The following is a 20,180-nucleotide window of genomic DNA, read 5'->3' as shown; positions in this document are numbered from 1 at the left end:
TCGCACTTGTTCCCCCGTGGTGTAATTGGCAGCACTGTGGCTTTTGGTGCCATCTGTCCGGGTTCGAGTCCTGGCGGGGGAGCCCTGCTCGGTTCGGGTCCTGACGGCTCCGTCAGGACCCGCTCCCATGTCGCCCCCGAAACGCCCCGGTATCCTGCGGATGTCCACCCCGCCATCCGTAGCCGAAGGGCATCCCCGTGAGCGCCAACCGCCCGGCAGCCGTCGTCGTTCTTGCAGCGGGTGAGGGCACCCGTATGAAGTCGGCCACACCGAAGGTCCTGCACGAACTCTGTGGCCGCTCGCTGGTGGGCCATGTGCTCGCCGCCGCGCGTGAGTTGGACCCCGAGAACCTGGTCGTCGTGGTGGGTCACGCCCGCGAGCAGGTCATCGCGCACCTGTCCGAGACCGATCCGGGCGTGCGGACGGCGGTGCAGGCCGAGCAGAACGGGACCGGGCACGCGGTCCGGATGGCGCTGGAGGAGCTGGGCGGCCCGGTCGACGGGACCGTCGTGGTGGTCTGCGGGGACACGCCGCTGCTGACGGGGGCGACCCTGGAGCGGCTGGCGGCCACGCACGCCGAGGACGGCAACGCGGTGACGGTGCTGACGGCCGAGGTCCCGGACGCGACGGGCTACGGCCGCATCGTGCGGGACGGCGCGAGCGGCGCGGTGACAGCGATCGTGGAGCACAAGGACGCGACGGAGTCGCAGCGGGCGGTCCGGGAGATCAATTCCGGGGTGTTCGCGTTCGACGGGCAGTTGCTGGCGGACGCGCTGGGGAAGGTGCGTACGGACAACAGCCAGGGTGAGGAGTACCTGACGGATGTGCTCGGGATCCTGCGGGAGGCGGGTCACCGGGTGGGGGCGTCGGTGGCGGCCGACCATCGGGAGATCGCCGGCATCAACAACCGGGTGCAGTTGGCTCAGGCGCGTCGGACGCTGAACGACCGGTTGCTGGAGCGGGCGATGCTGGCGGGTGTGACGGTGGTGGATCCGGCGTCGACGTGGGTGGACGTGTCGGTGACGTTCGAGCGGGACGCGGTGGTGCTGCCGGGGACGCTGCTGCTGGGGGCGACGCATCTGGGTGAGGGTGCGGAGGTGGGTCCGAACACGCGGCTGAAGGACACGTCGGTGGGTGCGGGGGCCCGGGTGGACAACACGGTGGCGGACGGCGCGGAGGTGGGTCCGCAGGCGAGTGTGGGTCCGTTCGCGTATCTGCGTCCGGGTACGCGTCTGGGGCTGAAGTCCAAGGTGGGTACGTACGTGGAGACGAAGAACGCGACGATCGGTGAGGGGACGAAGGTGCCGCATCTGTCGTATGTGGGTGATGCGACGATCGGTGAGTACTCCAACATCGGTGCGGCCAGCGTGTTCGTGAACTACGACGGGCAGGCGAAGCATCACACGACGGTGGGCTCGCACTGCCGTACGGGTTCGGACAACATGTTTGTGGCTCCTGTCACGATCGGGGACGGCGCGTACACCGCGGCGGGCTCGGTGATCACGAAGGATGTGCCGCCCGGTTCGCTGGCCGTGGCCCGGGGCCAGCAGCGGAATATCGAGGGCTGGGTGGCTCGTAAGCGTCCGGGGAGCGCGGCCGCGAAGGCGGCGGAGGTGGCTTCCCGGGAGCCGGACGGCGAGGGCTGACCGGAAACCGGCACGTCGGACACGGCGTACCGTGATAGGTGCACCACCCGCAATCCCCAGCTGAGATCACTTCTCAACGCCCAGCTGAGACACCTCTGAGGAGACAGTGCTGTGACCGGGATCAAGACGACCGGCGAGAAGAAGATGATGTTCTTCTCCGGCCGCGCCCACCCCGAGCTTGCCGAGGAGGTCGCCCACAAGCTGGGTGTCGGGGTCGTCCCGACGAAGGCCTTCGACTTCGCGAACGGTGAGATCTACATCCGTTATCAGGAGTCGGCTCGTGGTGCCGACTGCTTCCTGATGCAGAGCCACACGGCTCCGATCAACAAGTGGATCATGGAGCAGTTGATCATGATCGACGCTCTGAAGCGGGCCTCCGCGCGGAGCATCACGGTGATCGTGCCGTTCTACGGTTACGCGCGGCAGGACAAGAAGCACCGTGGGCGTGAACCGATCTCGGCGCGTCTGATCGCGGATCTGATGAAGACGGCGGGTGCGCACCGGATTCTGACGGTGGACCTGCACACGGACCAGATCCAGGGCTTCTTCGACGGTCCGGTGGACCACCTGTTCGCGCTGCCGATCCTGGCGGACTACGTGGGTGCGAAGGTCGACCGCAGCAAGCTGACGGTCGTCTCCCCCGACGCGGGCCGGGTGCGGGTGGCGGACCGGTGGTGCGACCGGCTGGACGCGCCGCTGGCGATCGTGCACAAGCGGCGTGACAAGGACGTCGCGAATCAGGTCACCGTGCACGAGGTGGTGGGTGACGTGAAGGGCCGGGTCTGTGTCCTGGTCGACGACATGATCGACACGGGTGGCACGATCTGCGCGGCGGCGGACGCCTTGTTCGCGCATGGTGCGGAGGACGTCATCGTGACGGCGACGCACGGTGTGCTGTCGGGTCCGGCGGCGGACCGGCTGAAGAACTCGAAGGTGAGCGAGTTTGTGTTCACGGACACGCTGCCGACGCCGGGTGAGCTGGAGCTGGACAAGATCACGGTGCTGTCGATCGCGCCGACGATCGCGAACGCGGTGCGTGAGGTCTTCGAGGACGGTTCGGTGACGAGCCTGTTCGAGGAGCAGTGACGCGGGGGGCGGTGAGCCGTCCGCGGGTTCGCTGAAGATCGATTTCTGGTACGGCCTTCCCGCCGAGTAAGCTGTCACAGTTGCTCGGCGAGGGAGGCCGTACCGCTTTGTGCGTACGGCTGTCCGTTATCGACGCGCTCTTCGTAGCAGGCCGTTCGTGGCCGGGTGACCACTTTCCCCAGGTACTACGAGGAGTGACATGTCCGAGGTCAAGATCGCCGCTGAGACCCGCACGGAGTTCGGCAAGGGTGCCGCGCGCCGTATCCGTCGTGACAGCAAGGTCCCCGGTGTCGTCTACGGCCACGGCGCCGAGCCGGTCCACGTGACGCTTCCGGGTCACGAGCTGCTGCTCGCCCTGCGTACCCCGAACGTCCTGCTGTCCCTGGAGCTCGAGGGCAAGTCGCAGCTGGCGATCCCGAAGGCCGTCCAGCGTGACGCGATCAAGGGCTTCCTGGAGCACGTCGACCTGCTGCTCGTCCGCAGTGGCGAGAAGGTCACGGTCGAGGTCTACGTGCACACCGAGGGCGAGCTGGCTCCGGGCGCGTACCTGCTCGAGCACGTGCTGAGCACGCTGACGGTCGAGGCCGAGGCGACGCACATCCCCGAGTCGGTCACCGTGTCCATCGAGGGCCTGGAGGCCGGTGCGGCCATCCTCGCGAAGGACATCCCGCTGCCGTCGGGCACGAAGCTCGCCATCGACGAGGACGCGGTCGTCCTCCAGGTGCTGGCCGCCCAGGCGGAGGAGGCCGCGGCCGACTCCGAGGGTGGCGACGAGTCCGCCGAGGCCTGATCCCTCGCTCTGCTCGAATGCCGGCCGCCGCTCCGTTCCGGGGCGGCGGCCGGCGTGTATCCAAGACACATGGGAGACACGGACGTGACGACCGACGCCAATGCGCCCTGGCTGATCGTGGGGCTGGGCAATCCGGGGCCCGAGTACGCGATGAACCGGCACAACGTGGGCTTCATGGTGGCCGATCTGCTGGCGGAGCGGGTGGGCGGGAAGTTCAAGCGGGCGGGGAAGGCGCAGGCGCAGGTGATCGAGGGGCGGATCGGTCCGCCGGGGCCGGCGAACCGGCGGGTGATCCTGGCGAAGCCGATGTCGTACATGAATCTGTCCGGTGGTCCGGTGAACGCCCTGCGGGACTTCTACAAGGTGCCGGTGGGTCAGGTGGTGGCGGTGCACGACGAGTTGGACATCGATTTCGGTGTGCTGCGGCTGAAGCTGGGGGGCGGCGACAACGGGCACAACGGGCTGAAGTCGATGACGAAGGTGATGGGTGCGGATTATCACCGGGTGCGTTTCGGTATCGGGCGTCCGCCGGGGCGGATGCAGGTGGCGGATTTCGTGCTGAAGGATTTCTCGTCGGCGGAGCGCAAGGAGCTGGGGTACTTCGTGGACCGTGCGGCGGACGCGGCGGAGGCTCTGGTCATCGAGGGTCTGGAGCGGGCGCAGGGCACGTACAACTCGTGAGCGGGCCGGGGGGCCGGTCGATGTAGGGGGACATGGGGCGACTTGTCGCCCGGGCCGGTTGACCGGGTGCAGCGCCATGGCCAAGGATCGCCGCCATGCGTTCCAAGCCCTCTTCCAGTCAGAGCGCGTACGCGGCGCTGCGGTTCGGGCGGCTCGCGGTGATGGGCGCGGTCGCGGCGCTGATCCTGGTCGCGGGGGTGTGGGGTTCCTGGGGTACGGCGCAGCACGTGATGCTGACCAAGGGGCGTGAGCAGGGGACGATGCGGGTGACGTCGTGTGCGGACGACGCCTGTTGGGGGCCGTACCGGCCGGAGTCGGTGGGTTCGCTTGCGCGGTCGCGGGTGGTGATCGAGCAGCCGGTGGCGGTGGAGAAGGGGCGGACGTACGCCGTCGCGGTGAAGCCGGGCAGTGGTCATGTGGTGCGTACGGGGCCCGCGGGGCTGTTGTACGCGTGGGTGCCGTTGGCGGGTGCGCTGTTGCTGGCGTCGGTGGTGGTGGCGGGGGGTCTGCGGCTGACGCGGGCGGCGTGGCTGATGGCGGGCGCGGGGGTCACGTTCTTGACGGCGACGTTCCTGGTGCTGTGAGGTACCGGGGCGTTGACCTTCTGATGCGCTGAAGTCCTGGTGCGCCGACCTTCCGGTGCGCTGAATTGCGCGGGGCGGAGGCGGATGATCTCCGTGTTCCCCGATCGTTATCCGTTCCTTCGGGGGCGAATGGTGGCGCATGGGGCACGGGGGACGTTGCATCGCTTGACGGGCGGCCGTGGCGGCTGGATGCTGAGCCGCCCCCTCCACATCTTCCGCCGCTCCTCTCGAAGATGGACTGCCCATGCGTACCCTCGTTCGCGCCGGCGCTCTCGTCGCCGGCTTCTCCGCCGCGCTGCTGACCGCGCCCTCCGCCCATGCCACGCCGCACACCGCTCCGGGTGACAACGGCACCGTCAAGATCCATGACGCCGTCACCGGCGAGGAGCTCCGCAGGAACGAGCCGCACGTGTGCGCGTTCTACCTGGACGCCTTCGGTTTCGACGGGGTGCAGGAGGTGGACTGGCACATCGAGGCCTGGGCGCCGACCGCCGACGTCAAGGGGGAGACGGTGAAGTCGGGTGAGCTGACCCTGGACGCGGAGGGCCACGGCCGCAGCGACGACCTGAAGCTGCCCGACGGGCACTACAAGCTGTTCTGGACCTTCGAGGGGGAGAAGGGCGCCGCGAAGCACAAGGTGTTCTGGTCGGACTGCGAGGGCGAGGCGGGTGGCGGCGGCACGCCGTCCGCGTCCGCCTCGCCGTCCGCGTCCGCGTCGGCGTCGCCGTCGGGGTCGACGGGGGCGAGCGCGTCTCCGTCCTCGTCCGTGTCGCAGACGTCGTCGGCTCCGGCGGAGGGCGCTTCGCCGTCCTCGTCGCCGTCGGCGCAGGGCGGCGGTGACCTCGCGGAGACGGGCAGCGGCGCTCCGGTGGGCGCGCTGTCGGCGGCGGCCGCGGCGCTGGTGGCCGCGGGCGGCTACCTGGTGTTCCGCCGTCGGGCGAACCGCGGCTGAGCCCGCGGCGCCGGTGACATGGGGGTGGCCCCCGTCCTCGTTGGTGCGAGGGCGGGGGCCACGTCCGTGCGGGGGTGCGGTCAGCCGGTGTTGCGCAGGCCGGCCGCGACGCCGTTGACGGTGAGGAGCAGGGCCCGGGAGAGCAGCGGGTCGGGTTCGGTGCCGGCCGCGGCCTCGTCGCGCTGGCGCTTGAGGAGGGCGACCTGGAGGTAGGAGATCGGGTCGAGGTAGGCGTCGCGGATGGCGAACGTCTGCTGGAGCACCGGCTGGGTGTCGAGCAGTTGCTCGCCGCCGGTGACGCGCAGGACCTCGCGGACGGTGAGTTCGTGTTCGGCCTTGATGGTGTCGAAGACGTGCTTGAGTTCGTCGGGGACGAGGGTCTCGACGTAGTGGCCGGCGATCCGCAGGTCCGTCTTGGCCAGCGTCATCTCGACGTTGGAGAGGAAGTTGCGGAAGAAGTGCCACTGCTCGTGCATCTCGTCGAGGACGGTGTCGAGGCCGGTCTCGCGCAGGGCCTTGAGGCCGGAGCCGACGCCGAACCAGCCGGGGACGATCTGCCGGGACTGGGTCCAGCCGAACACCCAGGGGATGGCGCGCAGTCCGTCGAGCGAGACGCCGGAGCCGGGGCGGCGGGAGGGCCGCGAGCCCAGGTGCAGGTCGGCGAGCTGGTCGACGGGGGTGGAGGCGAGGAAGTAGGTCGGCAGGTCGGGGTCCTCGACGAGCCGGCGGTAGGCGGCGTGGGCGGCGTCGGAGACGACGTCCATCGCGGCGTCCCAGCGGGCGAGGGCCTCGTCGGACTGGCGGGGTGCGGTGTGCAGGGCGGACGCCTGGAGGGTGGCGGCGACGGTCAGTTCGAGGTTCTCGCGGGCGAGTGACGGCACGAGGTACTTGTCGGAGATGACCTCGCCCTGTTCGGTGACCTTGATCTCGCCTTCGAGGGTGCCCCAGGGCTGGGCGAGGATCGCGTCGTGCGAGGGGCCGCCGCCTCGGCCGACGGTGCCGCCGCGGCCGTGGAAGAGGCGCAGGCGTACGCCGTAGCGGTGGGCGACGTCGCGCAGGCGGCGCTGGGCGCGGTGGATCTCCCACTGCGAGGTGGTGATGCCGCCGAACTTGGAGGAGTCCGAGTAGCCGAGCATGACTTCCTGGACGTCGCCGCGCAGGGCGACCAGGCGCCGGTAGGAGGGGTCGGCGAGCATCTCGTCGAGGATGATGTCGGCGGCGCGCAGTTCGTCGGTGGTCTCCAGGAGCGGCACGATGCCGATCTTCGCCCAGCCGGCGTGCAGGTCGATGAGGCCGGCCTCGCGGGCGAGGACGGCGGCGGCGAAGACGTCGTCGGCGCCCTGGCACATGGAGATGATGTAGGACTCGATGACCTCGGGTCCGAAGACCTCCAGGGCCCGCTTGACGGTCTGGAAGACGCCGAGGGTCTTCTCGCCGGCGGCGTCGACGGGTGCGGGGCTGGGTGCGAGGGGGCGGCGGGAGCGCAGTTCCTTGGCGAGGAGCTTGCCGCGGTAGTCGCGGGGCATGTCGGCGTAGCGCCAGGACTCCTCGCCGAGCCGGTCGAAGAGCTGGCCGAGGGCGTGGTGGTGGGCGTCGGCGTGTTCGCGGACGTCCATGGTGGCGAGCTGGAGGCCGAAGGCGGCGAGGGTGCGGATGGTGCGGTTCATGCGGCCGTCGGCGAAGAGGGCGCCGCGGTGCTCGCGCAGGGAGGTCTGGATGAGGGTGAGGTCGGCGAGCAGTTCGCCGGTGCCGAGGTAGTCGCGGCCCTCTTCGTGGGGGGTGCCCTTGGCGAGGCGTGTCTTGGTGTTCTCGAGCTTCTGGCGGATGCAGGTGGCCTTGAGCCGGTAGGGCTCCTCGGCGTTGAGCCGCTTGTAGCGGGGGCTGATCTCGGGCAGCCGTTCCAGGTCGGTGCGCAGGGAGGTGCGCAGTTCCTCGGTGGCGCCGGTGTATCTGATGGAGTTCGACAGGAAGCCGCGCAGCTCGTCGATGGTCTCCAGGGCGTCGTTGATGCCGTGTTCGTGCTGGAGGATCAGGATGTCCCAGGTGACCTGGGGGGTGACGTTGGGGTTGCCGTCGCGGTCGCCGCCGATCCAGGTGCCGAAGGTGAGGGGGCGGGTGTCGTCGGGCAGGACGACGCCGACGCGCTCCAGTTCGGCGGTGAGGTCCTCCAGGACGTCGCCGACGGCGCCGGCGTGGAGTTCGTCGAGGTAGTAGATGGCGTTGCGGGCCTCGTCGGCGGGCTCGGGGCGGACGACGCGCAGTTCGTCGGTCTGCCACACGAGGTCGATGTTCTCGGCGAGCCGGGTGTCGTGGCGGCGCCGGTCGGCCTCGATGACCGGGGTCTCCAGGAGGGCCGCGATGCGGCGCAGCTTGTTCAGTACGGAGCGGCGGGCTGCCTCGGTGGGGTGCGCGGTGAAGACCGGGCGGACGTTGAGGTTGCGTACGGTGTCGCGCAGGTGGTCGGGGTCGGCGTCCTTGAGGCGGTCCGCGGTGCGGGCGAGGAGGCCGCCCTCGGCGGCGCGCCTGGCGCGCAGCTCGCGGCCGCGGTGCACCTGCTCGGTGACGTTCGCCAGGTGGAAGTACGTGGAGAAGGCGCGGACCAGCTTGGCGGCGGTCTCCAGTTCCGTGCCGCGGAGCAGCTCGGCGGCGGCGTCGCCGTCCTCGCGGGTCAGGCGGCGGACCTTCTCGACCAGTTCCAGGAGCTCGGGGCCCTCCTGCCGTACGAGGGTCTCGCCCAGCAGGTCGCCGAGGCGGCGGATGTCGGCGCGCAGCTCGCTGCTGGTCGTCATGGTCTGATCGTCGGCACTGCTCACAGGTGCGGCTCCTTGCAGTGTTGAAGCTCGTCTGAAGCTCGTCTGGAGGGGAACCCGGGTGGCGACCGCGCGGCGGGGTGCCGCTTAGGGACGTGGCATCCGGGAAGAAGTCAGAACGGACCGCGCTGTCCGACCGACCTCAAGGATAGGTGTCCATGCGGACGCGCAGACTCTCGGGCTCTTGCCGTCGGCCTTCGCGCTGCCATACTTACGACGCCGTAGGTTACGGAACCGTAGGGACCCCGTCAGCTCCAGGGATGTCTCCGGGATCCCTACCCGCGGCATCTTTCTCAACCCCCAGACCCTCGACCCCACAAGGGGACGCCCATGACCGCAAGCTCCGACGTGATCGAAGACGCCCCGCAGGCGGACGACGACGGCACGCTCCCTCCGGCCACGCTGGGCGGTGAGCAGAAGCGTTCGGTGGAACAGCTGGCGCTGCTGCTGTTCATCGTCTTTCCCTTCCTGGCCCTGCTGGCGGCGGTGCCGCTGGCCTGGGGCTGGGGGGTGAGCTGGCTGGACCTCGGCCTGCTGGTGTTCTTCTACTACCTGGGCTGCCACGGCATCACGATCGGTTTCCACCGGTACTTCACGCACGGTTCCTTCAAGGCCAAGCGGCCGCTGCGGATCGCGCTGGCGATCGCCGGCTCGATGGCGGTCGAGGGGCCCGTGGTGCGCTGGGTGGCCGACCACCGCAAGCACCACAAGTTCTCGGACGCGGAGGGCGACCCGCATTCGCCGTGGCGTTTCGGTGAGACCCTTCCCGCGCTGATGAAGGGCCTGTGGTGGGCGCACATCGGCTGGATGTTCGACGAGGAGCGGACGTCGCAGGAGAAGTACGCGCCGGACCTGATCAAGGACCCGGCCATCCGGGCGATCTCGCGGCAGTTCATCGCGTGGACGGCGCTGTCGCTGGCGCTGCCGGCGCTGATCGGCGGTCTGGTGACGATGTCCTGGTGGGGCGCGTTCACCGGGTTCTTCTGGGGTTCACTCGTGCGGGTGGCGCTGCTGCATCACGTGACGTGGTCGATCAACTCGATCTGCCACGCGGTGGGCAAGCGGCCCTTCAAGTCGCGTGACCGTTCGGGCAACGTGTGGTGGCTGGCCGTGCTGTCGTGCGGCGAGTCCTGGCACAACCTGCACCACGCCGACCCGACGTCGGCGCGGCACGGGGTGGAGAAGGGCCAGCTGGACTCCTCGGCCCGGATCATCCGCTGGTGCGAGCAACTGGGCTGGGCCTATGACGTGCGCTGGCCGTCACGCTCGCGTATCGATTCCCGCCGGAACACGGACGGGACGGGCGCCCGCCGCAAGCCGGAGACCGCCGACGCGGCATGATGGACGGCGTGGCGACCGACTCCAGCACCTCCGGCAACGACAAGCAGCGGCGTCCGCGCCGGACCCGTATGACCGGTGCTGAAAGACGCCAGCAGCTTCTCGAGATCGGTCGCACGCTGTTCGCCGCCAAGGGTTTCGAGGCCACGTCGGTGGAGGAGATCGCGGCGAAGGCCGGGGTCTCCAAGCCGGTGGTGTACGAGCACTTCGGCGGCAAGGAGGGCCTGTACGCGGTGGTGGTGGACCGCGAGATGCGCCGGCTGCTGGACATGGTGACCAGTTCGCTGACGGCCGGGCATCCGCGTGAGCTGTGCGAGCAGGCCGCGTTCGCGCTCCTGGACTACATCGAGGAGTACACGGACGGTTTCCGGATCCTGGTCCGCGACTCCCCCATCCCGCAGTCGACGGGTTCCTTCGCGTCGCTCATCTCGGACATCGCGACGCAGGTGGAGGACATCCTGGGCCGCGAGTTCAAGAGCCGCGGTTTCGATCCGAAGCTGGCGCCGCTGTACGCGCAGGCCCTGGTGGGCATGGTCGCGCTGACCGGCCAGTGGTGGCTGGACGTGCGGCGGCCGAAGAAGGCGGAGGTGGCCGCCCATCTGGTGAATCTGGCCTGGCACGGGCTGGACGGCCTGGAGGCCAAGCCCCGCCTGATCGGCCACCGCAAGGCCTAGGCGGTGCTCCGGCCGGCGGCGTGGGGTTCGAGGAACTCCAGCCGGTTGCCGGCCGGGTCCTCGGAGAAGAAGCGGTGGTGGCCCGGGAGCCCGTCGTCCCAGGTGACGGGCGCCCCGTGCGCCGCGAGGCGGGCCGCGTACGCCGCGATGCCGTGGACGCGCAGCCCCGGGTGGGCCTTTCTCGCCGGGCGGAAGCCGTCCTCGATCCCCAGGTGCAGGCGCACCGCGCCCGCCGCGAACCAGCAGCCGCCGCGGGCGGCGAGAGCGGGCGGTTTGGGCATCTCGGTCATGCCGAGGACGTCCACGTAGTACGCGCGCAGGGCGTCCTCGGAGCCGGCCGGGGCGGCGAGCTGGACGTGGTCGACGCTGGTCAGCACCGGTCAGCCCGCCTTGCGGGCGACGGCGAAGACACGGCGGAACGGGAACACCGTGCCGTGCTCGCCCGCCGGATAGGCCGTGCGCAGGGCCGCCCGGTACTCGTCCACGAACGCGTCCGCGTCCGGCCCCAGCTCGGTCAGTACGGGCCGCAGCCCGGTTCCCTTCACCCAGTCGAGCACCGGGTCCTCGCCGGTCAGGAGATGCAGGTACGTCGTCTCCCAGACGTCGGCGTCGCAGCCGAGGGCGGCGAGGCGGTCCAGGTAGCCGGCCGGGGTGAGGATCGCCCCGTCGTGGCGCAGGGTGCCGCTCAGGCGGTCCCGCCAGCGCGGGGTGCCGGCGATCTCGCGCATCAGCCGGTGGCTGGGCGAGTCGAAGTTGCCGGGGACCTGGAAGGCGAGGGTGCCGCCGGGGGCGAGGGCGTCGACCCAGGCCGGGAAGGACGCCGGGTGCCCGGGGACCCACTGGAGGGTGGCGTTGCTGATGATCAGGTCGTACGGCTCCGCGGGCGCCCAGGTGCGGGCGTCGGCGGCGGTGAAGTCGAGGCGGCCGCCGCCCGGCGTGGGGCCCTCGTGGTCGGCGCGGGCGCGCTCCAGCATCTGCGGTGAGTTGTCGTAGCCGGTGATGTGGGCGGTGGGCCAGCGCGCGGCGAGCAGGGCGGTGACGTTGCCGGGGCCGCAGCCGAGGTCGGCGATGCGGGCGGGCCGGCCGGGGAGGTCCGGGACGCGGGCGAGGAGGTCGGCGAAGGGGCGGGCGCGGTGGTCCGCGTGGCGCAGGTACTGGCGGGGGTCCCAGAGGGGGGCGGCGGCGGGCATGGCGGGGCCTCCTTGAGGTGTCGTCCGGTGCTCGGGTACCGGTGCGGTGGCGTCCTGGACGGACGGTCGGGACGATGGTGCGGGGCGAGGGGCGGTCGCGTGGGCGGTGGCAGCGGGCAGCGGGCGCGTGGGGGCGGCCCGGTCCTTCCCAGGGGGGCGTTCCGGGCGGTCTCCACCCTCACACCGGAAGTATCTTGACGTCAAGAGACTTCACATCGACACAACCACTACACTGATCGTCATGGAGGACGAGGTCGATCGGCTGGTCGCAGCATGGCGCCGGGAGCGCCCTGACCTCGACGTGGAACCGCTCGAGGTGCTCAGCCGGGTGAGCAGACTGGCCCGGCACCTGGACCGGGCCCGCCGCCTGGCGTTCTCCGAGCACAGCCTGGAGCCCTGGGAGTTCGACGTCCTGACGTCGCTGCGCCGTGCGGGCGCCCCCTACCAGCTCTCCCCCGGCCAGCTGCTGACCCAGACCCTGGTCACCTCCGGCACCATGACGAACCGCATCGACCGGCTCGCCAAGAAGGGCCTGGTGGAGCGGCTGCCCGACCCCAGCGACCGCCGGGGCGTGCTGGTGCGGCTCACCGAGGAGGGCCAGGACCGCGCCGACCAGGCACTCGCCGGACTCCTCGCCCAGGAGCGGGCGATCCTGGCGGAACTCAGCCGGGCCCAGCGCGGTGAACTGGCCGCGCTGCTACGCCAGTTGACCGCCCCGTTCGACAACATCCCCGGTTAGGTCGACCGGGCCCACCCCGGCCCGCCGGGCGAGCGCGACCGCCGCGAGCGTGGAGTGCACCCCGAGCTTGCCCAGGACGTTCTGCATGTGCGTGCGCACGGTGTGCGGCGACAGGAACAGCCGCTCGGCGACGGCCTTGCGGCCCAGCCCCGCGACCATGCACCGCAGCACCTCCCGCTCCCTCGGCGTGAGGGACTCCACCAGGCGCTCGCTCTCGGTGCGGTGCTTGCGGGCGGCGGTCAGCTCCCGCAGCACGCCCGTGAGCAGGGCGGGCGGCAGATGCGTCTCGTCGCGCAGCACCCCCCGTATGACGGTCAGCAGCCGGGACAGCGAGCAGTCCTTGGCGACCCAGCCCGAGGCGCCGGCCTGGAGGGCGAGGGCCGCGCGGCGCGGGTCGTCCTTCTCGGCGAGCACCACCGTGCGGACGTGGGGCTGGCCGGAACGGACCCCGGCGACGAGCGAGATGCCGTCGACCAGCCCGTCCTCGTTGCTCTCCTGCACCGGGACGGCCGACCGCATGCCCGGGACGTTGCCGCCCAGGTCCGCGTCGACGAGCAGGACGTCGAATCTGTGCCCCTCCGCGGCGCCGCGCTCCAGGCAGCGCAGCGCGGCGGGGCCGCTGCCCGCCGCGGACACGTCGACGTCCGGCTCGGCGGCCAGTGCCGCGGCGAGCGACTCGGCGAAGATGCGGTGGTCGTCGACGACCAGGACTCGGATGCGAACCACTGAAACCCCCACTGTCGGAGGACGACCTGCGCAGGTACGACGCCCGGAACGACCCCGGACCCCGGGGTGGGCGCCGCAGCCGCACGGCCGCCGCCGTGCTGGAACTGCTACCCCCACTCAGGGCGTCGTACCCGGCTGTCTCGCCCCCTGATCAGCACCGGCCCCCACCGGTGCTGTTCATCAGGGTAGGGCTGGGAGCGGGGAGCGGAAGGCCATTTGCAGAACTGGTTGGCCAGCGCGTTTATGGTGAGCCGTATGTTTCGTCTTGAGACAGAAGTGGACAGGGAACGGCGGGATCTGCTGCGCCGGCGGCTGCGGGAGGCCAACACGCAGGCCTCGCCGGTGCTGCGCTCCCTGCGGGGGACCCCCGGTGAGCGGGAGGTTCCGCTCCACGTCTGGGCTCTGGACGACGCCGGCGCGCTCGCGGGCGGACTCGTCGGGCACGCCTGGGCGACCTGGCTGCACGTCACGTATCTCTGGGTCGACGACCGGCACCGGGGAGCCGGCCTCGGGAGCCGGCTGCTCGCGCGGGCCGAGCGGGCCGCGCGCGACGACCACGGCTGCCGCAGTGCCCGGCTGGAGACCTGGGACTTCCAGGCCCCCGACTTCTACCGGAAGCAGGGCTACGAGGTGGTGTGCGTGATTCCCGGCTATCCGCCGGGGATCACCGAGTACACCCTCACCAAACGGCTGACCCGCTGAGGCACGGGGCCTTCCCGGCCCGCTGCCCCACTGAGGCACGGGGCCCTTCGGGTCCTCCGCCCCGCGCGTCCCCTCCCCCGGGGTTCAGCTCAGCCGGTGGGCGCCCGCCGCCGGGACCGCCGGGAACACCCGGGGGGCGGTGTGGCCGGCCGCGGCGAACGCCTCCGTCACCGCCTTGGTGACGTTGTCGACGTCGGCGGACTCCACCAGGACGACCGCCGAGCCGCCGAAGCCGCCGCCGGTCATCCGCGCCCCGAGCGCCCCCGCCGCGTTGGCGGCGGACACCACCAGATCCAGCTCCGGGCAGGAGATCCGCAGGTCGTCCCGGAGGGAGACGTGCCCCTCGGTGAGGACGGGCCCGATGGCGCGCACGTCGCCCGCGTCCAGCAGGCCGATGACCCGCTCGACCCGGTGGTCGTCGGAGACGACGTGCCGGACGTAGCGGCGCACCCGCTCGTCGGACAGCCGCTCCAGCGCCGCGTCCAGGTCCTCGTACGCGACGTCGCGCAGGTGGGGGACGCCGAGCTGCCGCGCGCCCTCCTCGCATCCCTCGCGCCGCTCCGCGTAGGCGCCGTCGCCGAGGGCGTGCTTGACGCGGCTGTCCACGACGAGCAGTTCGAGACCCTGGGCCGCCAGGTCGAAGGGGACCTGACGGATCGACAGGTCGCGGCAGTCGAGGTGCAGGGCGTGCCCCTCGGTGCAGCACGCCGACGCCGTCTGGTCCATGATCCCGCAGGGCACGCCGACGAAGTCGTTCTCCGCGCGCTGCGCCAGCCGGGCCAGTTCGGGCCGGGTGAGGCCGAGTTCGTACAGGTCGTTCAGGGCCAGGGCCGTCACAACCTCCAGGGCCGCGGAGGAGGAGAGGCCCGCGCCCGTCGGCACGGTGGAGGCGAGGTGCACGTCGGCGCCGGTCACCGCGTGCCCGGCGGCGCGCAGCGCCCACACCACGCCGGCCGGGTACGCGGCCCAGCCGGTGTCGGTGAGCGGCTGGAGCGTGTCGACGTGCAGCTCGACGACGGGTCCGTCGATGTCGGCCGAGTGCAGCCGCAGGACGCCGTCCGCCCGCCGGGAGACCGCCGCCACCGCGGTGTGCGGCAGGGCCAGCGGCATCACGAACCCCTCGTTGAAGTCCGTGTACTCGCCGATCAGGTTGACCCGGCCGGGGGCCGCCCAGACGCCCTCCGGCGCGGTCCCGTACAGCTCCTGGAATCCTTCGCGAACCCCCACCTGCTACTCCTCAGTCCCTGTTCTGTGCGAACGCCCACGCGTCCGCGACGATCCCCGCGAGGTCCGCGCGGGACGGGTTCCAGCCGAGCCGCTCGCGCGCGGTGGCGGCGGAGGCGACCAGGACGGCCGGGTCGCCGCCGCGGCGCGGGGCGATCACCTCGGGGATCGGGTGGCCGGTCACCTGCCGGACGGTCTCGATGACCTCGCGGACGGAGAAGCCGTTGCCGTTGCCGAGGTTGCAGATGAGGTGCTCGCCGGGGCGGGCCGCGGTCAGCGCGAGCAGGTGCGCCTCGGCGAGGTCGGCGACGTGGATGTAGTCGCGGACGCAGGTGCCGTCCGGGGTCGGGTAGTCGTCGCCGTAGACGGAGATGGCGTCGCGGCGGCCCTGGGCGACCTGGAGCACCAGCGGGATGAGGTGCGACTCGGGGTCGTGCCGCTCGCCGCAGTCGCCGTAGGCGCCCGCCACGTTGAAGTAGCGCAGGGACACCGCGCCGAGTCCGTGGGCCGCCGCCTCGCCGGTGATCATGTGGTCGACGGCGAGCTTGGAGGCGCCGTAGGGGTTGGTGGGGGCGGTCGGCGCGCTCTCGACGATGGGGGTGACCTCGGGCTCGCCGTAGGTGGCGGCGGTGGAGGAGAAGACGAGTTTGCGCACGCCCGCGGAGCGCATCGCGGCGAGGAGCGCCATGGTGCCGCCGACGTTGTTGTCCCAGTACTTCTCGGGCTTCACGACGGACTCGCCGACCTGGGAGAACGCGGCGAAGTGCAGGACCGCGTCGTAGGAGGAGTCCAGCCATTTGGTGGCGTCGCGGATGTCGCCCTCGATGAACGCGGCCCCGGCGGGGACGCCCTCGCGGAAGCCGGTGGAGAGGTTGTCGAGGACGGTGACCTCGTGGCCCGCCTCCAGCAGATGCCGGGCGACCACGCTGCCGACATAACCCGCGCCGCCGGTGACCAGGTACTTCCCACTCATGAACTCGCTACCTCTCGCAGTCGCTGGGCCGCGGTCTCCGGCGGCACGTCGTTGATGAACACGCTCATGCCGGACTCGGAACCCGCGAGAAACTTCAGCTTGCCGGAAGTGCGGCGAATGGTGAAAAGCTCGAGGTGGAGGGCGAAGTCGTCGCGGCTGACGCCCTCGAACTCCTCCAGCGTGCCGAACGGCGCCTGGTGCCAGGCCGCGATGTACGGCGTCGGAGGCTCGCCCCCGCCCTCCTTCTTCTCGTCCCGCGCGTCGAAGATCCGGTCGAAGCGCCTCAAGAGTTCCAGGTAGACCTGGGGGAACTCTGTGCGCGCGCCCTCCTCCAGGCCGAGCAGGTCGGGCACCCGGCGCCTGGGGTAGAGGTGCACCTCGTAGGGCCAGTGCGCGGCGTACGGCACGAAGGCGACCCAGTGCTCGGTCTCCAGGACGAGGCGGGTGCCGTCGGCGAGTTCGCGGGCGACGACCTCGTCGAAGAGGTTGGCGCCGTCGGTGGCCTGCTTGTGGGCGGCCAGCGAGCGCAGCATCAGTGCGGTGCGCGGGGTGGTGAAGGGGTAGGCGTAGATCTGCCCGTGGGGGTGGCCGAGGGTCACGCCGATCTCGGCGCCGCGGTTCTCGAAGCAGAAGACCTGTTCGACGGAGGGGAGATGGGACAGCTCGGCGGTGCGGTCGGTCCACGCCTCCAGGACGAGGCCGGCCTGCTCCTCGGTGAGGTCGGCGAACGACGCGTCGTGGTCGGAGGTGAAGCAGACGACCTCGCAGCGGCCGGAGTCGCCGGCCAGCGACGGGAAGCGGTTCTCGAACACCACGACGTCGTACGAGGAGTCGGGGATCTCGCTCAGCCGGTCGCCCTGGGACGGGCACAGGGGGCATTCGTCGGCCGGGGGGTGGTAGGTGCGGCCCTGGCGGTGCGATGCGATCGCGACGGCGTCGCCGAGCAGCGGGTCGCGGCGGACCTCGGAGGTGGTGACGGTCGGGTCGAGCGGGCGCCGGTCGACCGCGTCGCGCACCGAGTCGTCCCGGGCGTCGTAGTAGATGAGCTCCCGGCCGTCCGCCAGCCGGGTCGACGTCTTCTTCACTGCCGGACTCCCCTGTCCCACCCATCAAACAGAACCGAACACAACAAACCACAAGTCCCCACGGGCGTCAACATCACAATCAAACAAAGAACATCAACCGAAGTGTTCAAATTCTGAACGCGGAGGCGTAGGTTCCGGTCGGATACGTTCACGCAACGAAGCGAGTTCCCCTATGCAGTCCCCCACATATCCGCCCGGAAGCACCTATCTCGCGGAAGGGCTCCGGCTCCCCACCAACGGGCTCGACTACGCGATCCTGGCGATCTACTTCGTCGTCGTGCTGGGCATCGGCTTCGCCGCGCGCCGCTCGGTGAAGACGAGCCTCGACTTCTTCCTGTCCGGGCGCTCGCTGCCCGCCTGGGTCACCGGCCTCGCGTTCGTCGCGGCCAACCTCGGCGCCACCGAGATCCTCGGCATGGCGGCGACCGGCGCACAGTACGGCGTGGCCGTCGTCCACTGGTACTGGATCGGCGCCATCCCGGCCATGGTCTTCCTCGGCCTGGTGATGATGCCGTTCTACTACGGCTCCAAGGTCCGGTCCGTACCGGAGTTCCTGCTCCAGCGGTTCGACAAGTCCGCACATCTGCTCAGCTCGATCCTGTTCGCCTTCGCCGCCGTGCTCATCGCGGGCGTCAACCTGTACGCGCTGGCGATCGTCGTCGAGGCGCTGCTCGGCTGGCCGCAGTGGGTCGCGATCGTCGTCGCGGGCTTCTTCGTCCTCGCCTACATCACCTTCGGCGGCCTGTCCTCGGCGATCTACAACGAGGTCCTGCAGTTCTTCGTGATCCTCGCCGCGCTCATCCCGCTCTCCGTCCTCGGCCTGAAGAAGGTCGGCGGCTGGGACGGCCTGAGCGACTCGCTCACCAAGAGCCACGGTGACAACTTCCTCTCCGCCTGGGGCGGTACGGGCATCGGCGACGCCAACCCGCTCGGCGCGAACTGGCTGACGATCGTCCTCGGTCTCGGCTTCGTGCTCTCCTTCGGCTACTGGACGACCAACTTCGCCGAGGTCCAGCGCGCGCTGTCCGCGAAGAACCTCTCCGCCGCCCAGCGCACCCCGCTGATCGCCGCGTTCCCGAAGATCTTCATCGTCTTCCTGGTGATGATCCCGGGCCTGGTCGCCGCCGTCCTCGTCCCGAAGATCGGCACCGGCGGCTCGGACCTCCAGTACAACGACGCGATCCCGTACCTGATGCAGGAGCTGCTGCCCAACGGCGTGCTCGGCATCGCGGTGACCGGTCTGCTCGCCGCGTTCATGGCGGGCATGGCGGCGAACGTCTCGTCCTTCAACACCGTCTTCACCACCGACATCTGGCAGCGGTACGTGGTCAAGGACCGCGAGGACGGCTACTACGTGAGGTTCGGCCGGCTGATCACCGCGATCGGTGTGCTGGCCTCCGTCGGCACGGCGTTCATCGCCTCCAGCTTCTCCAACATCATGAGCTACCTCCAGACGCTGTTCTCCTTCTTCAACGTGCCGATGTTCGTGGTCTTCATCATCGGCATGTTCTGGAAGCGCGCCTCGGTCAAGTCCGGTGTCTGGGGCCTGGTCGCGGGCACCACGGCCGCGATGGTCAACTACTTCTGGATCTACAAGCAGGGCGTCATCTCCATCCCCAGCGACCAGGGCGCCAACTTCGTGTCGGCCATCGTCGGGTTCGTCGCGGGCGCGGTCGTCATGGTCGCCGTCACCCTGTTCACCGCCCCGAAGCCGGAGGCCGAACTCGCCGGTCTGGTCTACGGGACGACCTCCCCGGGTCTCGCCGAGCCGCCCGCGAAGGGCGACGACGCCTGGTACCGCAGGCCTGCCCTGCTGGGCTGGGGCGCGATCGCCCTCGCCGCGCTGTGCTACGTCCCGTACTCCTTCTGACCCGATCGGAGGCACTGACCATGTCCGACCTGCAACGCGAAGTCTCCGAGCTGGAGAGCAAGTCCGCGACCGCCGCCCGTCTCTTCGACATCCGGCGCATCATCGGCGGCCTGTTCGTCGTCTACGGCGTGATCGTCACGATCGCCGGCATCAACCCGTCCGACGCCGACCTGGAGAAGGCCGAGAACGTCAACATCAACCTGTGGACGGGCCTCGCGATGCTCGCCCTCGGGCTGTTCTTCCTGGTGTGGCTGAAGCTGCGCCCCATCGCCCCGCCCACCCCGGACGAGACCGGGGCGCGGGACGACAGCGCCTGACGGACGGGCGCGGGCGCGCCCGAACCGCCCCGGCGGGGCCGGAGTTCACGTCACTCCGGCCCCGTCTCCGTCTCCGCCGGGGGGTGCGGCACCGGGCCAGCCCGGTCGAGCAGCCCGGTGCGCGCGGCGAGCGCCGCCGCCTCAAGCCGCGAGCCCACCCCCAGCTTCATCAGCACCCGCTGGACGTGCGTGCGCGCGGTGCTCGGGGCGATCCCCATGCCGGCCGCGATCAGCCGCGTGTCCTCGCCGTCGGCCACCCGCACCAGCACCTCCACCTCGCGCGGAGTGAGCATCTGCAGCAGCCGCTGGCCCTCGTCGTCGGGCTGCGCCGCCGGGTTGAGCAGCTCACCGAAGGCGCCCTGGAGCAACTGCGGGGCCACGGCGGCCTCTCCGGCCCGGGCCTTCATGATGGCGCGCTCGACGCCCTCTATCCGCTCGTCGTGCCGGACGTACCCGCAGGCCCCGGCCGCGAAGGCGGCGGCGATCCCGCGCGGGTTCGGCACCGGCCCGAGGACCAGCACCGCGACCTGCGGACGCTCCCGCTTGATCTTCACCACCGGGTCGAAGATCCCCGGCTCCGCCGGCGCCGCCGTGCCGATCAGGCACACCTCGGGCGCCCGCGCGATCACCAGCTCGGCCGCTCCCGCGGCCGGCGCGGCGGCGGCGAGCACCCGGTGCCCGCGCAGTTTCAGCGCCGAGGCCAGCGCCTCGGCGAGCAGCCGGTGGTCGTCGACCACCATGAGCCGAACTCCCATCGAGCAACCCCCCAGTCCCCCTGAGCATCCCCACTGGT

The 20,180-nt window shown here is 70.8% G+C and carries 20 protein-coding genes and 1 tRNA gene; 13 read left to right on the top strand and 8 right to left on the bottom strand.

Going from position 1 to position 20,180, the window contains the following annotated elements:
* Nucleotides 1–10 precede the first annotated feature (10 nt).
* The 7 genes from ACWGIS_RS01180 (at nt 11) to ACWGIS_RS01150 (ending at nt 5,739) form a co-directional block, all read left to right on the top strand.
* Nucleotides 11–82: transfer RNA gene (locus tag ACWGIS_RS01180), tRNA-Gln, on the top strand.
* Nucleotides 83–197: 115 nt separating this feature from the next.
* A complete protein-coding gene (glmU, locus tag ACWGIS_RS01175) occupies nt 198–1,646 on the top strand; it encodes a bifunctional UDP-N-acetylglucosamine diphosphorylase/glucosamine-1-phosphate N-acetyltransferase GlmU (RefSeq protein WP_453360317.1) in 1,449 nt (482 codons plus the stop codon).
* Nucleotides 1,647–1,757: 111 nt separating this feature from the next.
* Nucleotides 1,758–2,732 carry a ribose-phosphate diphosphokinase gene (locus ACWGIS_RS01170; RefSeq protein ID WP_121402468.1) on the top strand — a complete coding sequence of 325 codons (975 nt, stop codon included), beginning with the start codon at nt 1,758–1,760 and terminating at the stop codon, nt 2,730–2,732.
* A gap of 199 nt (nt 2,733–2,931) precedes the next feature.
* Nucleotides 2,932–3,522: a 50S ribosomal protein L25/general stress protein Ctc gene (locus ACWGIS_RS01165; RefSeq protein WP_453360316.1), complete on the top strand. Its 591-nt coding sequence runs from the start codon at nt 2,932–2,934 to the stop codon at nt 3,520–3,522.
* A gap of 69 nt (nt 3,523–3,591) precedes the next feature.
* The gene (gene pth / locus ACWGIS_RS01160) at nt 3,592–4,203 is read left to right on the top strand and encodes an aminoacyl-tRNA hydrolase (RefSeq protein ID WP_453360315.1); all 612 of its coding nucleotides are present in this window, start codon (nt 3,592–3,594) and stop codon (nt 4,201–4,203) included.
* A 95-nt stretch (nt 4,204–4,298) separates the two neighbouring features.
* Nucleotides 4,299–4,787 carry a hypothetical protein gene (locus ACWGIS_RS01155; protein ID WP_453360314.1) on the top strand — a complete coding sequence of 163 codons (489 nt, stop codon included), beginning with the start codon at nt 4,299–4,301 and terminating at the stop codon, nt 4,785–4,787.
* Nucleotides 4,788–5,031: 244 nt separating this feature from the next.
* Complete coding sequence (locus tag ACWGIS_RS01150; RefSeq protein ID WP_453360313.1) at nt 5,032–5,739, top strand: LPXTG cell wall anchor domain-containing protein; 708 nt, start codon at nt 5,032–5,034, stop codon at nt 5,737–5,739.
* 80 nt (nt 5,740–5,819) lie between these two features.
* Here ACWGIS_RS01150 and ppc read toward each other — a convergent pair whose 3' ends face one another.
* A complete protein-coding gene (ppc, locus tag ACWGIS_RS01145) occupies nt 5,820–8,552 on the bottom strand; it encodes a phosphoenolpyruvate carboxylase (protein ID WP_453360312.1) in 2,733 nt (910 codons plus the stop codon).
* Between the two features lie 327 nt (nt 8,553–8,879).
* Here ppc and ACWGIS_RS01140 point away from each other — a divergent pair, with 327 nt between their 5' ends.
* Together ACWGIS_RS01140 and ACWGIS_RS01135 are read left to right on the top strand one after the other, a co-directional pair.
* Nucleotides 8,880–9,890, top strand: coding sequence for an acyl-CoA desaturase (locus ACWGIS_RS01140; RefSeq protein ID WP_453360311.1), 1,011 nt, complete (start codon nt 8,880–8,882; stop codon nt 9,888–9,890).
* Nucleotides 9,887–10,561 carry a TetR/AcrR family transcriptional regulator gene (locus ACWGIS_RS01135; protein ID WP_355790251.1) on the top strand — a complete coding sequence of 225 codons (675 nt, stop codon included), beginning with the start codon at nt 9,887–9,889 and terminating at the stop codon, nt 10,559–10,561. Before ACWGIS_RS01140 ends, ACWGIS_RS01135 begins: the two co-directional genes overlap by 4 nt.
* Here the strand turns inward: ACWGIS_RS01135 and ACWGIS_RS01130 are convergent.
* On the bottom strand, nt 10,558–10,938 hold the full coding sequence (locus tag ACWGIS_RS01130; protein WP_453360310.1) for a VOC family protein: 381 nt from the start codon (nt 10,936–10,938) through the stop codon (nt 10,558–10,560). The genes ACWGIS_RS01135 and ACWGIS_RS01130 overlap by 4 nt on opposite strands.
* A gap of 3 nt (nt 10,939–10,941) precedes the next feature.
* A complete protein-coding gene (locus ACWGIS_RS01125) occupies nt 10,942–11,751 on the bottom strand; it encodes a trans-aconitate 2-methyltransferase (RefSeq protein WP_453360309.1) in 810 nt (269 codons plus the stop codon).
* A 241-nt stretch (nt 11,752–11,992) separates the two neighbouring features.
* Here ACWGIS_RS01125 and tamR point away from each other — a divergent pair, with 241 nt between their 5' ends.
* Nucleotides 11,993–12,490: a MarR family transcriptional regulator TamR gene (gene tamR / locus ACWGIS_RS01120; RefSeq protein ID WP_355790238.1), complete on the top strand. Its 498-nt coding sequence runs from the start codon at nt 11,993–11,995 to the stop codon at nt 12,488–12,490.
* On the opposite strand, the gene ACWGIS_RS01115 is transcribed toward tamR, so the two are convergent.
* Nucleotides 12,449–13,216 (bottom strand): LuxR C-terminal-related transcriptional regulator, encoded by a 768-nt coding sequence (locus ACWGIS_RS01115; RefSeq protein ID WP_453360308.1) that lies wholly within the window; start codon nt 13,214–13,216, stop codon nt 12,449–12,451. The two genes, tamR and ACWGIS_RS01115, sit on opposite strands and share 42 nt — an antisense overlap.
* Nucleotides 13,217–13,459: 243 nt before the next feature.
* Between ACWGIS_RS01115 and ACWGIS_RS01110 the strand changes: the two genes are divergently transcribed.
* A complete protein-coding gene (locus tag ACWGIS_RS01110; protein ID WP_453360414.1) occupies nt 13,460–13,918 on the top strand; it encodes a GNAT family N-acetyltransferase in 459 nt (152 codons plus the stop codon).
* Nucleotides 13,919–14,002: 84 nt separating this feature from the next.
* On the opposite strand, the gene galK is transcribed toward ACWGIS_RS01110, so the two are convergent.
* Genes galK through galT form a run of 3 tightly spaced genes read right to left on the bottom strand, consistent with a single transcriptional unit; the run spans nt 14,003 to nt 17,200 of the window.
* Complete coding sequence (galK, locus tag ACWGIS_RS01105) at nt 14,003–15,145, bottom strand: galactokinase (RefSeq protein ID WP_453360307.1); 1,143 nt, start codon at nt 15,143–15,145, stop codon at nt 14,003–14,005.
* A 10-nt stretch (nt 15,146–15,155) separates the two neighbouring features.
* Entirely contained in the window at nt 15,156–16,115 is a 960-nt protein-coding gene (gene galE, locus ACWGIS_RS01100) for a UDP-glucose 4-epimerase GalE (RefSeq protein ID WP_453360306.1), read from the bottom strand.
* Nucleotides 16,112–17,200, bottom strand: coding sequence for a galactose-1-phosphate uridylyltransferase (galT, locus tag ACWGIS_RS01095; protein ID WP_453360305.1), 1,089 nt, complete (start codon nt 17,198–17,200; stop codon nt 16,112–16,114). The genes galE and galT overlap by 4 nt, the downstream gene beginning before the upstream one ends.
* A 172-nt stretch (nt 17,201–17,372) precedes the next feature.
* Here galT and ACWGIS_RS01090 point away from each other — a divergent pair, with 172 nt between their 5' ends.
* Both ACWGIS_RS01090 and ACWGIS_RS01085 read left to right on the top strand, forming a co-directional pair.
* Complete coding sequence (locus ACWGIS_RS01090) at nt 17,373–19,070, top strand: sodium:solute symporter family protein (RefSeq protein WP_453360304.1); 1,698 nt, start codon at nt 17,373–17,375, stop codon at nt 19,068–19,070.
* 20 nt (nt 19,071–19,090) lie between these two features.
* Nucleotides 19,091–19,387: a hypothetical protein gene (locus ACWGIS_RS01085; RefSeq protein ID WP_453360303.1), complete on the top strand. Its 297-nt coding sequence runs from the start codon at nt 19,091–19,093 to the stop codon at nt 19,385–19,387.
* A gap of 50 nt (nt 19,388–19,437) precedes the next feature.
* Here the strand turns inward: ACWGIS_RS01085 and ACWGIS_RS01080 are convergent, their stop codons facing one another.
* Nucleotides 19,438–20,142 (bottom strand): helix-turn-helix transcriptional regulator, encoded by a 705-nt coding sequence (locus tag ACWGIS_RS01080; protein WP_453360302.1) that lies wholly within the window; start codon nt 20,140–20,142, stop codon nt 19,438–19,440.
* Nucleotides 20,143–20,180 lie beyond the last annotated feature (38 nt).

This window comes from Streptomyces sp. NPDC054842 (assembly GCF_053611025.1).
The sequence above is the reverse complement of the archived record's forward strand: the minus strand, read 5'-3'. Positions and strand labels throughout refer to the sequence as shown.